At 65.1% G+C, this 13,518-nt stretch carries 15 protein-coding genes, 1 tRNA gene and 1 pseudogene; 14 read left to right on the top strand and 3 right to left on the bottom strand.

The window, feature by feature from the left end; translation table 11 throughout:
• Nucleotides 1-53: 53 nt before the first annotated feature.
• The 5 genes from VHO04_RS14210 (at nt 54) to VHO04_RS14190 (ending at nt 4,684) form a co-directional block, all read left to right on the top strand.
• On the top strand, nt 54-1,049 hold the full coding sequence (locus VHO04_RS14210; RefSeq protein ID WP_329628891.1) for a thiamine pyrophosphate-dependent dehydrogenase E1 component subunit alpha: 996 nt from the start codon (nt 54-56) through the stop codon (nt 1,047-1,049).
• Nucleotides 1,046-2,035, top strand: coding sequence for an alpha-ketoacid dehydrogenase subunit beta (locus tag VHO04_RS14205; protein WP_329628890.1), 990 nt, complete (start codon nt 1,046-1,048; stop codon nt 2,033-2,035). Before VHO04_RS14210 ends, VHO04_RS14205 begins: the two co-directional genes overlap by 4 nt.
• Before the next feature lie 84 nt (nt 2,036-2,119).
• The gene (locus tag VHO04_RS14200; RefSeq protein WP_329628889.1) at nt 2,120-3,043 is read left to right on the top strand and encodes a MaoC family dehydratase; all 924 of its coding nucleotides are present in this window, start codon (nt 2,120-2,122) and stop codon (nt 3,041-3,043) included.
• A gap of 17 nt (nt 3,044-3,060) precedes the next feature.
• On the top strand, nt 3,061-3,294 hold the full coding sequence (locus VHO04_RS14195) for a lipoyl domain-containing protein (protein ID WP_329628888.1): 234 nt from the start codon (nt 3,061-3,063) through the stop codon (nt 3,292-3,294).
• A 79-nt stretch (nt 3,295-3,373) separates the two neighbouring features.
• Nucleotides 3,374-4,684 carry a hypothetical protein gene (locus VHO04_RS14190; RefSeq protein ID WP_329628887.1) on the top strand — a complete coding sequence of 437 codons (1,311 nt, stop codon included), beginning with the start codon at nt 3,374-3,376 and terminating at the stop codon, nt 4,682-4,684.
• A 32-nt stretch (nt 4,685-4,716) separates the two neighbouring features.
• On the opposite strand, the gene VHO04_RS14185 is transcribed toward VHO04_RS14190, so the two are convergent.
• The 3 genes from VHO04_RS14185 to VHO04_RS14175 form a co-directional block, all read right to left on the bottom strand.
• Nucleotides 4,717-6,114, bottom strand: a complete 1,398-nt coding sequence (locus VHO04_RS14185; RefSeq protein ID WP_329628886.1) for an aromatic ring-hydroxylating dioxygenase subunit alpha — start codon at nt 6,112-6,114, stop codon at nt 4,717-4,719.
• 486 nt (nt 6,115-6,600) lie between these two features.
• Nucleotides 6,601-6,676 (bottom strand) — tRNA-Thr (locus VHO04_RS14180).
• Between the two features lie 77 nt (nt 6,677-6,753).
• Nucleotides 6,754-7,638, bottom strand: coding sequence for a hypothetical protein (locus VHO04_RS14175; RefSeq protein WP_414713121.1), 885 nt, complete (start codon nt 7,636-7,638; stop codon nt 6,754-6,756).
• 51 nt (nt 7,639-7,689) lie between these two features.
• Between VHO04_RS14175 and VHO04_RS14170 the strand changes: the two genes are divergently transcribed.
• The 9 genes and pseudogenes from VHO04_RS14170 to VHO04_RS14130 form a co-directional block, all read left to right on the top strand.
• Entirely contained in the window at nt 7,690-8,268 is a 579-nt protein-coding gene (locus tag VHO04_RS14170) for a NifU family protein (RefSeq protein WP_297664383.1), read from the top strand.
• 28 nt (nt 8,269-8,296) lie between these two features.
• On the top strand, nt 8,297-8,890 hold the full coding sequence (locus VHO04_RS14165; RefSeq protein ID WP_329628885.1) for a malonic semialdehyde reductase: 594 nt from the start codon (nt 8,297-8,299) through the stop codon (nt 8,888-8,890).
• On the top strand, nt 8,883-9,509 hold the full coding sequence (tsaB, locus tag VHO04_RS14160; RefSeq protein ID WP_329628884.1) for a tRNA (adenosine(37)-N6)-threonylcarbamoyltransferase complex dimerization subunit type 1 TsaB: 627 nt from the start codon (nt 8,883-8,885) through the stop codon (nt 9,507-9,509). The genes VHO04_RS14165 and tsaB overlap by 8 nt, the downstream gene beginning before the upstream one ends.
• Nucleotides 9,506-9,967 (top strand): GNAT family N-acetyltransferase, encoded by a 462-nt coding sequence (locus tag VHO04_RS14155; RefSeq protein WP_329628883.1) that lies wholly within the window; start codon nt 9,506-9,508, stop codon nt 9,965-9,967. Before tsaB ends, VHO04_RS14155 begins: the two co-directional genes overlap by 4 nt.
• 127 nt (nt 9,968-10,094) lie before the next feature.
• Complete coding sequence (locus tag VHO04_RS14150) at nt 10,095-10,526, top strand: MucR family transcriptional regulator (protein ID WP_297664388.1); 432 nt, start codon at nt 10,095-10,097, stop codon at nt 10,524-10,526.
• A 135-nt stretch (nt 10,527-10,661) separates the two neighbouring features.
• Nucleotides 10,662-11,084, top strand: a complete 423-nt coding sequence (locus tag VHO04_RS14145) for a Fur family transcriptional regulator (protein WP_329628882.1) — start codon at nt 10,662-10,664, stop codon at nt 11,082-11,084.
• Nucleotides 11,056-11,943, top strand: coding sequence for a lysophospholipid acyltransferase family protein (locus tag VHO04_RS14140; protein WP_329628881.1), 888 nt, complete (start codon nt 11,056-11,058; stop codon nt 11,941-11,943). Before VHO04_RS14145 ends, VHO04_RS14140 begins: the two co-directional genes overlap by 29 nt.
• Before the next feature lie 38 nt (nt 11,944-11,981).
• Nucleotides 11,982-13,331, top strand: coding sequence for a tRNA (N6-isopentenyl adenosine(37)-C2)-methylthiotransferase MiaB (gene miaB / locus VHO04_RS14135; protein ID WP_329628943.1), 1,350 nt, complete (start codon nt 11,982-11,984; stop codon nt 13,329-13,331).
• Nucleotides 13,331-13,518, top strand: a pseudogene (locus VHO04_RS14130) (phosphate starvation-inducible protein PhoH); the annotation flags it as partial. The gene miaB and the pseudogene VHO04_RS14130, both read left to right, overlap by 1 nt.

Here is a 13,518-nt window from a genome sequence, read left to right as displayed (position 1 = left end):
TCCGGGTCTTCACGCTGTGCGCGAAGACCCGAAAGATGAGGGAGGATGAGCGGATGGCCCAGCAACTGGACCAGGCCAATGATATCGACGGCGCGACCTTGATCGAGATTTTCCGCCGGTCGATGCGGGTCTACAAGACGGACGAGCGTTTTCGGCAGATGCTGATGAGCGGCAAGCTGCGGCTCGTCTATTATCCGGTGCGCGGTCAGGAAGTGCTCTCGGCGTCGATGATGAGCGCGCTCAACATCGACGATTATCTGGTGACCACCTATCGCGGCGTGCACGACCAGGTTGCGAAGGGCATTCCGCTCAAGGATTTGTGGGCCGAATTCACCGGCAAGGTGACCGGCACCTGCAAGGGTAAGGGCGGCCCGATGCACATTACCGACCCCGATACCGGCGTGATGGTCACGACGGGTATCGTCGGTGCCGGCCTGCCGATTGCGAACGGGCTGGCGCTCGCGTCGCAGGAGTCGGGCGACGGCCGCGTGACGGTAGTCTGCTTCGGCGACGGCGCGACCAACATCGGCGCATTCCACGAGGCGCTGAATCTCGCCTCGCTCTGGAAGCTGCCGGTGATCTTCCTGTGCCAGAACAACCGGTATGGCGAACATACCGCCTATGCCGCCAGCACGTCGGCGAAACAGATTGTCGATCGCGCGCCGGGATACAGCATGGAGGCGGTGCGGGTCGACGGGAACAACCCCATCGAAATGTATAATGCGGCCAAGACCGCGGTCGATCGCGCCCGCGCCGGTGAGGGGCCGACGCTGATCGAGGCGATGACCTATCGTATGCTCGGCCACACCTTCGGCGCCGATTTTTCATACGTTCCGAAGGAGCTTCAGGAAGAAGCGAAGGCCAACGACCCGATCCCGGCCTTCCGCACGCTGCTGCTCGATCGCGGGGTGGGCGAGGACGAGATCGCGGCGATCGAGGCGGCGATCGACGCCGAGCTCGACGCAGCGGTCGAGCACGCGCTGTCCAGTGAATATCCGGGCCTCGAGGAACTGAGGATCGACGTGCTGAAAGAGGAGATCCGCGCGTGAGCACCACCGACAAGATCAGCTTCGCGCAGGCGATCAACCAGGCGCTCGACGAGGCGATGGGCGCTGATCCCAAAGTCATGATCATGGGCGAGGATATCGCCGACGCGCAGGGCGGCGGCGTTTTCAAGGCCACGAAAGGTCTGTCGACCAAATATGGCACTGGCCGTGTCCGCACGACGCCGATCGCCGAACAGGCGATCATGGGCGCCGCGGTCGGCGCCGCGATCGCCGGCTATCGCCCGGTCGCCGAAATCATGTTCATGAATTTCCTGACCGTGTGCATGGACCAGCTGGTCAACCATGCCGCGAAGCTGCGCTTCATGTCGGGCGGCAAGACCTGGGTTCCGCTGACGGTGCGCTGCACCACTGGCGCCGGGGTCGGCTTCGGCGGCCAGCACAGCGACATGCTCGAAGCCTGGTTTGCGCATGTTCCGGGCATGAAAGTGGTGTCGGCGTCCAATCCGGCCGAGGCCAAGGGGCTGTTGCTCTCCGCCATCGAGGACGACGACCCGACCTTGTTCATCGAGGACATCATGATGTACTCGCAGCAGGGCGAGGCGCCCGAGCCCGGTTTCAAGGTTCCGCTCGGCAAGGCGCGCGTCCGCCGCGAAGGCTCCGACGTCTCGGTCATCACCTATGGCCGTCCGGTGCGGCTGATGGACGAAATGGCGGAGAAAATGGCCGGCGAAGGCATTAATGTCGAGGTCATCGACCTGCGCACGATCGCGCCGTTCGACGAGGAGACCGTGCTCAACTCGGTCGCCAAGACGGGACGTGCGGTGATCGTCCACGAAGCGATCAAATCGTTCGGCACTGGAGCCGAAATCTCCTCACGCATCCACGAGGAACTGTTCAGCGATTTGAAGGCGCCGGTGCAGCGGATCGGCTCCAAATATGCGCCGGTGCCGTTCAGTCCGCCGCTGGAGCAGGCCTTTCTCTACAGCGAGGACGAGGTCACCACCGCGATCAAGCGGATGATGGGCTAAGGGAGCAGTCCGGCGGGCCCGCCATCCCGGCCTTCGGTCGGGAGCCGGCTGCCCGACTCCCGCGCCCTCTTCAGAGGAAAATATGTGCCGATCCACTATCCCGACATATTGAGTGAAGCGAGCGAACGACGCTCCTTTTCCTATACGACGAAGGACGCCATTCTCTACGCGCTCAGCATCGGCATGGGCGAAGACGCGGGCGGGTTGCCCTTCGTCTACGAACAGGGACTGCAGCTCGTCCCCACCGCGGTGACCGTCCTCGGCGGCAGCATCATGCCGCCGCTGGTTCCCGGTCCGGGGCTGAGGAAGAGCAGTTTCGATTTTCCAAAGGTCGTGCACGGCGAGCAGGAGATCATCATCTATCGGCCTCTCCGTCCGGCGGATACCCTGTTCACCAGCACGCGCACGCTGAGCGTCGAGGACAAGGGAGAAGGGCGCGGCGCCGTCGTCGTGACCGAAACGCGCTGGACCGACGCCGACGGCGCCGACGTCGCGGCGCTGGTCAACACGATCTTCGCGCGCGGCGACGGCGGATTCGGTGGGCCGCGTGCCGAACGGGCGCAGCTTGCCGGCGAGCCGGCCCGCGCGCCGGACATCAGCGTGACGATGCCGACACGGCGCGATCAGGCGCTGCTCTATCGGCTGAACGGCGACGGTAATCCGCTTCATGCCGACCCGGCCGCGGCGGCGCGGGTGGGATTTCCGGGACCGATCATGCACGGGCTTTGCACCTTCGGCATGACGTGCCGCGCCATTTTGCAGCACGTCGTCGGCTATGACGGCAGCCGCATCTTCAGCCATGGCGCGCGCTTCACGGCGCCACTTTTTCCTGGCGAAACGCTGCGCATCGATCTTTGGATCGATAGCGACATCGTCGATTTCAAGGCTACTGCGGTCGAGCGCGACATTGCAGTCATCCGCAACGGCTGCACTGCGCTGCGCCCGGCAACAACCCCGCCCGAAGCGGCAGAGGCCTCCGCCGGAGCGACCGCGCCGGGCATTTCATGACATCATCAGGAGCGAATATGAAAACCGAAATCTGCATTCCCGGCCTCGGCGCCGGCATGGCCGAAGGCACGCTGGTCGAATGGCATGTTGACGATGGCGCGGACATCGCCGAGGGCGCCATCCTCTACACGCTCGAAAGCGAGAAGACCGCGCAGGATGTCGAAGCCCCCGTGGCAGGAAAGGTCCAGCGCATCGGTGTCGTCGGCGAGGTTTATCCCGTCGGTGCCGTGGTTGCCGTCATCGAACATTGATCGACACGGGCGCGGCGGGGATGATCTGCGCCCGATCGGCGGAAACATCCGGCATTGCGCCGCGAATGGAGGAAATATCGTGCTTCCCGATTTGGTAACAGGCGAGGAGACCGGACAGTTATTTCCGACGACCATCGAATCCTTTCGCAAGGTCGGGGCCGACTTTCTGACGCGCGCCTTTCATGCCGTGGGTACGCTTCCGGCCGATGATCGCGTAACCGCGATCACGCGCGCCGACGAGTTCGTCGGCGGCGGGATGGGGCGCAAGCTGTTGCTTGATGTCGAATATGAACGCGGCGACGGGCTGGCACGGAAATTGTTCGTCAAATTTCCGCTCGACGAGGGGCATCCGCAGCGCGAGATTTTTACCTGGCCGATGCAGGCCGAAGTGCGCTTTTATCTGCTGTCGATCCGGACCCCGCTGCCGGTGCCGATCCCGACGGCCTTTTTCGCCGATTTCAACAGCGAGGCGCTCTGCGGTATCCTGATCACCGAGCGGATCGGCTATGGCGAGGGCAATGTCGAACCCGCGCTCGAGAAGTGCCAGGACTTTCAGCTCGACGACCAGTTCGACCGCTATCTTGTTGTCAGCCGCGCGAATGCCGCGCTGGCGGGTGAGCATCGTGCGGGCAAGCTGGGATCGACGATTGCCGAAAAATTCCGCTTTCCGGGGCCGCGACAGATCGGCGGCGAGCGCTTTCCGCACGATCAGGCCAATGTCGACCTACGTATCGAGCGCTTGCGTGCCTATGCGAAACGGGCGCCGCATCTGCTGCCCAAAGACTTTGCCACCGACGAGTTTCTCGATCGCTTCGCGCGCGAGACGCGCCTCGTGATCGAGCATCAGGACAAAATCTACGGCTATCTCAACAACGCGTCCGATTTCATCGCGCTCTGCCACTGGAACATCAACATCGACAATGCCTGGTTCTGGCGCGACGATCGGAACCGCCTCGGCGTCGGCTTCCTCGACTGGGGCAGCGCCGGGCAGATGAACATCGCCCGCGCCTTCTGGGGGATGGTCTGCGCAGCCGAACTCGACCTGATGGATGCGAAGCGCGAGGCGCTGATGGAGGCGTTCGTCGACCAGTATCGCGCCGCTGGCGGACCGCCGATCAGCCTCGACGAATTCCGTTTCATGTACCGCCTCGCGATCAGCGTCGACGCCTTCCACTGGATGATCGATGCGCCGACGATCGTCGAGACGCACCTGCCCGATTATCACACGGTGCGCGACCGCTTCGATCCGCGTCTGCAGAATGTCTTCCTCGCGCGCGCGCAGCAGCATATCCTGACCGTCATGCTCAACGAATTTTCCTCGGCGAATGTCGAGGATGCGATCGGCGAACTGCTTGTGCGCGTCGGTGAAAGCGAACGCGTAGCGGGCTGAGCGCGCGGCTGCGGGGCCGCGCGCCCGTACGGTCATCCCTCTGCGGCTTCGCCCCCGGCGATGTAGCGATCGATCATCAGGTGGAGCGAGCGAATCTTCTGCTCGGCATAGCGGCCGAGATAGACCAGCCCCGTTTCCGACGCCTCGAGCCCTGCCTGGACCTGCGGCAGGTTGAGCATGTCCTGCTCGAAGACCGCGGCGAGCCCGGGGCCGAGAATGTCGTTGGCCAGCGTCATCGATTCATCGAGTCCGATTTCGAAGGCCGGAGCCGGGCGGGGGCGTTCGCCGCTTGCCGGCACAGGCTTCAGGATCATGATGTCCATGATCGCCTCATTGGGTGACAGCCCGTTGGGCCGCCAGCGATAGACGATGTTCGACACATGGCCCGCCCAGAAGGACATGTTGGGAAAGACGTCGTAGAGGATCGAGTCGAGCATCTCTCCGTCGGTGGCATCGCTGTAATCCTTGCCCGTTTCGGCCGTCAGGGTCTCGCGCGCCATTGCCGCCAGCGCAGAACGTGCGGTTGCGCCTTCGGGCAACTGCGCGCCGCCGTCGACGGCGATGCGCGTACGCGCGCCGGTCAGGTGGCTGAAAATCTCCTGCTCGCTCAGCGGCGCGATGAAGGGGCTGGCCACCCCGGTGGCCGAGAATTGGCGCGATACATAGTCGTTCGGACAGTCGAACTGGCTGTTCGCGTCGCCGATCCCGGGCAGGATCTGCGGATGGGTGGTGATGCTGTGGAACGATTCGGCGAAGGCCTCGGACAGCGCCTTCCAGTTGCAGCGGCACTTTTTCTGGACCCAGATCGCGCGATAGCGGTTGGCGAAGTCGAATCGTTCGAAATCGGTTGCCAGCGGCCCGATGACGTCGAGCAGCGGCTTCGCATCGCGATCGAAATTGACGAAGACGAAGCCGCCCCATGTATCGACGCGCGCTTCGGGAAGGCTGAATTCCGCTGGCTCGATATGCGGGAAATCCCAGGGGATCGGGTTGCTCTTGTACGCGCCGTCGATCGCCCAGGTGAAGGCGTGGTAGGGGCATTTGATTTCGCTGCGGCAACCCTTGCCCGACACCAGCTTGCGCCCGCGGTGCAGGCAGACATTGTGCAGCGCCTTGATCGACCCGTCGTCCTGGCGGATGACGATCAGCGACTTGCCGACGACCTCATAGACGTGGAAGTCGCCGGGCTTGGGGATGTCTTCCTCGCGGCAGGCGAACTGCCAGGTCTTCAGCCAGACGTGGCGGACTTCTTTCGCCGCAAAGTCCGGGCTGCAATAGCGTTCGGTGGCAATGGTCATCGCGCCGTCGCCGAGCTGGCGCCCCTCGCGCATATAGTCGGGGATCGGGCGGTCTTCGCGCGCGAGCACGTCTTCATAGGAGTCGGCCGGATGTCGGTCGTCTCGGAAATTCATCGCCTGATCGGTCATCATATGCTCCCGGATTGCTGCGCCGATCGAGGGGCGCGCCAGCGTCTGTTCGCTGCCAAGGCTAGGTCCGGCTGGTCCAGAGAGTCAATCCATTTATATAACGCGCTGTTAAAATGACCGCGCGAGCATGATGGGCCGATCTTCATTTCCGGGTCGCCGATGTCATTTCGACGCTTGCGAAAATTGCCGAGTGTCGATCGGCGTGCAAACGGGACCCCTTTTTACGATGGCGCAAAAGGCGTCTTTTAATCGGAGGTCGGCGGGCGATCGGCTGCGGTTTTGTCTCTCGGCCTGAGCGCGCGAATCCGTGTTATGGAGAGCATGGTCTGGGGCGACCAATCTTTGCGTGAATTGGCCCTCCCGTTTTGCGCCCCCGGAGTCGCAGGAGAGGGTGGAGCAAACGGAGGCAATCTGGGATGGCGGATGCCTCCGATATGACCGGAAAATCAGCCGTATTTCCAAAAAAGCCGCAGTTTTCAGCAAATTATATGGTGCCGGCTGTCAGACTCGAACTGACGACCTACCGCTTACAAGGCGGTTGCTCTACCAACTGAGCTAAGCCGGCGCCCGGTTCCCCTAGAGCATTTTTGCGGGGGATGGAAACACCTCGATGGTTGGAAAATGCGAAAGGCGGAGGCGGCGTCATATGATGCCGAAGGTCCAGCCTTCGGTTGCGGCGAGCGAGTCGGAAAGCGGGGCGGGGGACCAGGGTGCGGCCTCCGATGCGATCGCGCGTAGCCAGGCCGCGGTCAGCAGCGCGTCGCTGGCGTGGTCGCTCACCGGCCCCGTCACGCCGACGGGCGGCGAGCCGAGCGCGGCGAGGGCGGCATCGAGCGCGCCGCCGTCGCGAATCTTGCTGCGCCCCGGCGCGATCCCCGCCGCGCGCGCGGCGAGGCTGGTGTAGATTTCGACGAGCAGCGGGCCTGTCGCGGGCACCGGATCGAGCGGCCAGAGCGGGACGCGGCCGCGCAGCCGGTGGAGCAGGCGCATCCCCGCAAGGCTCGCCTTGCCGACCTGCGCCGCGCCGACGAGGTTGAAATTGCTGACGCTCGCGGCCTGCCGCGTCGCGCGCTGATGCTGTTCGACGATGCGCAGCCGCCCTGCGCCGGGTGCATAGAGGTCGCCGACATCGCCCCGGCCGTGGCGGAAATGGCGGCGCGCCTCGGGATGGGCGAGAAAGCCGCCGACCTCATAATGCGGATCGCCCGCCGCGAGCGCTTCGACCAGCGCCCACAATGCGGGAACGTCGGCAGGGCTTTCGGCCCATTCGGGGAAATAGGCGCCGCGATCGGCAAAGGCGAAGGCCGCCGAAAAGTCGAAGCCGATCAGCATGTCGGCGCGCGATGCCGCGGCCTCCTCGATCCAGGCGAGGATTTCGGCGCGCGACCAGACATGGCCCGGCCGCACCAGCGCGGGCGCCGCGGCGCCGCTTGCGACCGCCAGCGCGATGCCGCGCTGGCGCGGGCCGCGCGCGCCCGACCAGTCGAGCGCGGCGAAATGGGTGAAATGGCGCATCCAGGTCGCCATAGCCAAGCCTGCCACCTTGCACAAAGCGCCGCGGCGTCCCACATGCGCTTCATGCTGATCGAAACCGAATCGACGCCCAATCCCGCGACGCTCAAATTCCTGCCCGGCCGGGCGGTGATGGAGGCGGGAACCCGCGATTTCGCAAGCCCCGAAGAGGCCGAGGCGTCGCCGCTCGCGGCCGCGCTGTTCGCCTTGGGCGACGTCACCGGCGTCTTCTTCGGCCGCGATTTCGTGTCGGTGACGATCGCGCCGGGCGCCGCATGGGCCGATGCGAAGCCCGACGTGCTCGGCATCGTGATGGATCATTTCCTGGCCGACATGCCGCTCTTCAACCCCGCGAGCGCTGCGGGAATCAGCGTTCCGGGCGAGGAGGAGGGCGGTTTTGCCGACGATCCCGCCGACGCCGACATCGTCGAACAGATCAGGGAGCTTATCGAGACGCGCGTCCGCCCCGCGGTCGCCAACGACGGCGGCGACATCATCTATCGCGGCTTCGACAAGGGCAATGTCTATCTCAAGATGCAGGGCGCCTGTTCGGGCTGCCCGTCGTCGACCGCGACGCTGAAAAATGGCATCGAAGCCCTCTTGAAACATTATGTGCCCGAGGTAACGGCAGTCCACGCCGTCTGATCCGGACGGTCAGCCAGGAGATACCTCGATGAGCGAGCCGCTTTCCGACAGCGCCCTCGACCAGCTTTTCCGCACCGCGCGCACCTATAACGGCTATCTCGACCGGCCGGTGTCGGAGGACCAGCTTCGCGCGATCTGGGATCTGATGAAATATGGGCCGACCAGCGCGAATGCGTTGCCGGCGCGCCTCATCTGGTGCGTATCGGACGAAGCGAAGGCAAAGCTCGCCGCCTTCGCCTCGGAAGCGAACAGGCCGAAGATATTGCAGGCGCCGGTCACCGCGATCATCGCGATGGACCATGAATTCTATGACCATCTGCCCGACCTCTTTCCGCACACCGACGCACGGAGCTGGTTCGTCGGCAACGAAGCGGTCGCTGAGACCACGGCGTTCCGCAACTCGAGCCTGCAGGGCGCCTATTTCATCATGGCGGCGCGGGCGCTGGGGCTCGATACCGGGCCGATGTCGGGTTTCAGCAACGATGCGGTCGATGCGGCCTTTTTTGCCGATACGCCCAAGGTGAAGAGCAATTTCATCTCGACGCTCGGCTATGGCGATCCCGCGACGATCTTCGAGCGCAGCCCGCGCCCCGATTTCGAGCGTTTCAACCGCATTGCCTGAGGGGCGAACGCTCGTCATCGACAGCGCCAGCGAGGCCTGCTCGGTCGCGCTGGTCGAGGGCGGGCGCATCATCGATTTCCGGCATGAAGTGATCGGCCGCGGCCACGCCGAACGGCTCGTTCCGCTGATCGCCGAACTCGCCGACGGCGGCCGCGCGGCATCGATCGCGGTCGGCTGCGGTCCGGGCAGCTTCGCCGGGGTGCGGATCGGCGTCGCGGCGGCGCGCGCGCTCGCGCTCGGCTGGGGCCTGCCGGTGCGGGGCTTTTCGACCCTCGCGCTCGTTGCGGCGGGCGCGGCGGAGGCGGTCGCCAATGCGGACGGCGCGCTGGTCGTGATGGAGGGCGGTCATGGGCAATGGTTCGTCCAGCCGTTCGCCGCCGACCTGACGCCGCGCGCCGGCCTTCGTTCGCTGCTTCCCGACGAGGCGGTCCGGGCCGGCGACGATCTGGCGATCGGCAACCGCGCCGAGGCGTTCGTCGCACGTCGCGGCAGCGGCCGCGCCATCGCCGTCCTGCCCGATGCCCGCGCCTTCCCGAACCTGCCGGTCGGCGCGTTCTTTGCCGATCCCAGCCCCATCTACGGCCGCGCGCCCGACGCCAAGCCGATGGCGACGACATGAGCGCTTCGATCCGCCTCGCCACCGCCCGCGTCGGCGATCTGTCGGCGGCGATGCGCGTGATGGAGGCGGCGTTCGACCCCGCTTATGGCGAGGCGTGGAGCACCGCACAGCTTCTCACCCTGTTCGCGCTCCCCTCGGCGCGCGTCTCTCTCGCCTGGGACGGCGACACGGCGTGCGGCTTCTCGGCGGCGCGCCTGGTAGGCCCCGAAAGCGAACTGCTTCTTCTCGCGGTCGATCCGGGCTGGCGGGGCCGCGGGGTCGGCCGGATGCTTATGAACGACTGGATGGCCTGGGCGAAGGAGGAGGGGGCCGAGGAATATTTTCTTGAAATGCGCGCCGACAATGACGCCGTTCATCTTTACGAGCGCACCGGTTTTTCGGAATGCGGCCGCCGCCCTTCTTATTATCGCGGCGGCGACGGCGTCGTCCGCGACGCGATAACCATGCGGCGGCGCTAGGATTTTCAGGCGAAATCGGTCATTGCGAAATTACATCCAGAATGGCATGAATCGCCGCCCGGATACTATTCCCACACTATAGTCCGCTCGCTCTTCCAAGGGTCTCGCAAAAAAGGAAAATCCTCCCATGTCGGATCAAGCCGATACCAATGAAATGCTCGTGACGTTGACCGCCGATATTGTCGCGGCGCATGTCAGCAACAACAGCGTCGCCATTTCGGACCTCGCCATATTGATCAACAATGTCCATGCGGCGCTGTCGAACCTTGGTGAACAGCCGGTGGTCGAGGAAAAGCCGGTGCCGGCGGTGTCGGTGCGCGCGTCGGTGAAGCCCGACTACATCGTCTGCCTCGAGGACGGCAAGAAGCTGAAGATGCTGCGCCGTCACCTGATGACGCACTACAACATGACCCCCGACGACTATCGCGCCAAATGGGGCCTGCCCGCCGATTATCCGATGGTCGCGCCCTCCTACGCCGAAAAGCGCCGCGCGCTCGCGAAGGAAATCGGCCTCGGCACCAAGGGGCGCGGCGGCGGGCGGAAGCGCCGCAAGGCCTGAGTCGGAACGACGATTGGTTCCGTCGGGACGGAAGGAGGGCGGTGCCAGCGGGGGCCGCCCTTGTTCTATCGACGGGCCGTGCCTATACAGTTCGCAACAAGAAAGATCCGACTGCATATTGCAGGAAAGGCCCGCATGTCCGGAACCATCGACCTCGAAGCATTGTGCCACGAAAAGGGGCTGCGCATCACCGAGCAGCGCCGCATCATCGCCCGCGTAATCTCCGATTCCGAGGATCATCCCGACGTCGAGACGCTCTATGAGCGCGCATCGAAGGTCGACAGCGGCATCTCGATCGCGACCGTCTATCGCACCGTTCGCCTGTTCGAAGAGGCGGGGATTCTCGACCGCCACGATTTCGGCGACGGCCGCTCGCGTTACGAAGCGGCGCCCGAGGCGCATCACGATCATCTGATCGATGTCGAAACCGGCAAGGTCATCGAATTCGTCGATCCCGAGCTCGAGGCGTTGCAGAAGGTCATTGCCGAACGGCTGGGCTTCCGCCTCGTCGATCATCGCATGGAGCTTTATGGCGTCCGGCTCGACCGCAAGGATTGATCCGGCCGCAGCGCGCGCTGCGATCGCGGCGGGGCAGCCGGCACCGATTTCGCTGAGGGGAAAGGCGCGCATCGCGTGGCGCGTGATGCTGCTTCTCCTCGCGCTTCTCGTCCTGGTGCCGCTCCATTACCTCTACCGGTTCGTCAGCTACGGCTCGCCCTTTCCGAAGCTGTTCCTGTTCCTCGCCGCGCGCATCGCCGGCGCGCGGGTGGTGCAGCACGGGACGCCGCTGCGCCGCGACGTCTTCTTCATCTCGAACCATATCAGCTGGGTCGACATCTTGTCGCTCGCGGGGGCCAGCGGCACCGCTTTCGTCGCCAAGGCCGAACTGGGCAGGGTGCCGGTGATCGGCTGGCTCTGCCGTCTCAACCGCACCGTGTTCGTCAGCCGCGAGGATCGCAGCGGAGTCGCCGACCAGATCAACCTGCTGCGCGAGGCGCTCGCCGACAATTGGTCGGTGACGGTGTTTCCCGAGGGGACGACGACCGACGGTCAGTCGCTGCTGCCGTTCAAGAGCTCGATGATGCAGGTGCTCGATCCGCCTCCGCCCGCGGTGCTCGTCCAGCCGGTGATGCTCGATTACGGGCCGATCGCCGAGTGGATCGGCTGGATCGGCGACGAGGCGGGGATCGACAACGCCCGCCGCATCCTTGCGCGGCCCGGCACTTTCCGGCTCGACATCCATTTCCTCGAACCCTTTCACCCGCGCGACTTTCCCGGCCGCAAGGCGATCACCGCCGAGGCGCGGCGGCGGATCGAGGAGGCGCTGGTCGCGACGCTCGGCAAGCCGCTGCGGCCTTTTCCGCATTATGTCGCGCCGGTCCGCTATCAGCCTGCGAGTATCGAGGGCGACGGATGACCGGCCGAATCTCCTTCAAATCCCCGCCTGCTTCCTCTATCGGGGCCGCCATGTCCGCACCCGCCCCCAAGACCTTTCACGTCAAATCCTTCGGCTGCCAGATGAACGTCTATGACGGCGAGCGCATGGCCGAGATGCTCGGCGCCGAGGGCTATGTTCCCGCGGCCGATGGCGCCGATGCCGACCTCGTCGTGCTCAACACCTGCCACATCCGCGAAAAGGCGGCCGAGAAAGTCTATTCGGACATCGGCCGGCTGAAGCGCGAGGACGGCAGCACCCCGACGATCGCGGTCGCGGGCTGCGTCGCGCAGGCCGAGGGCGCCGAGATCGCGCGCCGCGCGCCATCGGTTGACGTCGTCGTCGGCCCGCAGGCCTATCACCGCCTTCCCGATCTGATCGCGCGCGCCGAGCGCGGCGAGAAGGCGATCGACCTCGATATGCCGCTCGACAGCAAGTTCGGCGCGCTGCCGAAGCGCGCGGGGGGGCAGCGCCCGACCGCCTTCCTGACCGTGCAGGAAGGCTGCGACAAATTCTGCACCTATTGCGTCGTGCCCTATACGCGCGGCGCCGAGATCAGCCGGCCTTTCGCCGACCTGATCGCCGAGGCGCGCGCGCTTGTTGCGGGCGGGGTGCGCGAAATCACGCTGCTCGGGCAGAACGTCAATGCGTGGGACGGCGAGGACGACAAGGGCCGGGCGATCGGCCTTGACGGCCTGATCCGCGAACTCGCGAAAGAGGACGGCCTCGAACGCATCCGCTATACCACCAGCCACCCCAACGACATGACCGACGGCCTGATCGCGGCGCATGGCGAGGTCGAGAAGCTGATGCCTTTCCTCCACCTGCCGGTGCAGGCGGGCAGCGACCGCATCCTTGCCGCGATGAACCGCAGCCATTCGGTCGAATCCTATCTTCGCGTCATCGAGCGCGTCCGCGCGGTGCGGCCCGATATCGCGATCTCGGGCGACTTCATCGTCGGCTTCCCCGGCGAGAGCGAAGAGGATTTTCAGGCGACGCTCGATATCGTCCGCGCGACGCGCTACGCCATGGCCTACAGCTTCAAATATTCGCGCCGCCCCGGCACGCCCGCGGCGACGATGGACGGGCAGATCGACGAAGCGGTGATGAACGACCGCCTCCAGCGCCTGCAGGCGCTGCTCAACGAACAGCAGCAGGCGTTCAACGAAACGACCGTCGGCCGCACCACGCGCCTGCTCCTCGAACGCAAGGGCAAGCTGGACGGCCAGCTCATCGGCAAGTCGCCGTGGCTCCAGTCGGTCCATGTCACCGCGCCCGGGCTTGCGATCGGCGATATGGTCGATGTCGAAATCATTTCGGCAGGTCCGAACAGTCTGGGCGCGATTTTGCGCCAATTGCAGGAGGCTTGATGTCCAAACGCCCGCTGACCGCCGCAACCCCCGCCGAACCCGGCGACCGCGTCCGACTGACCGCGGAGTTCGAGCGAACGCAGCTTTTGGGCATCCTCTTCGGCGAGTTCGACCGCAATCTCGTCGCGATCGAGAACCGCCTCGGCGTCTATATCTCGGCGCGCGGCAACCGCGTGCAGATCGAGGG

Source organism: Sphingopyxis sp. (assembly GCF_036261875.1).
GTDB lineage: Bacteria > Pseudomonadota > Alphaproteobacteria > Sphingomonadales > Sphingomonadaceae > Sphingopyxis.
The sequence above is the reverse complement of the archived record's forward strand: the minus strand, read 5'-3'. Positions and strand labels throughout refer to the sequence as shown.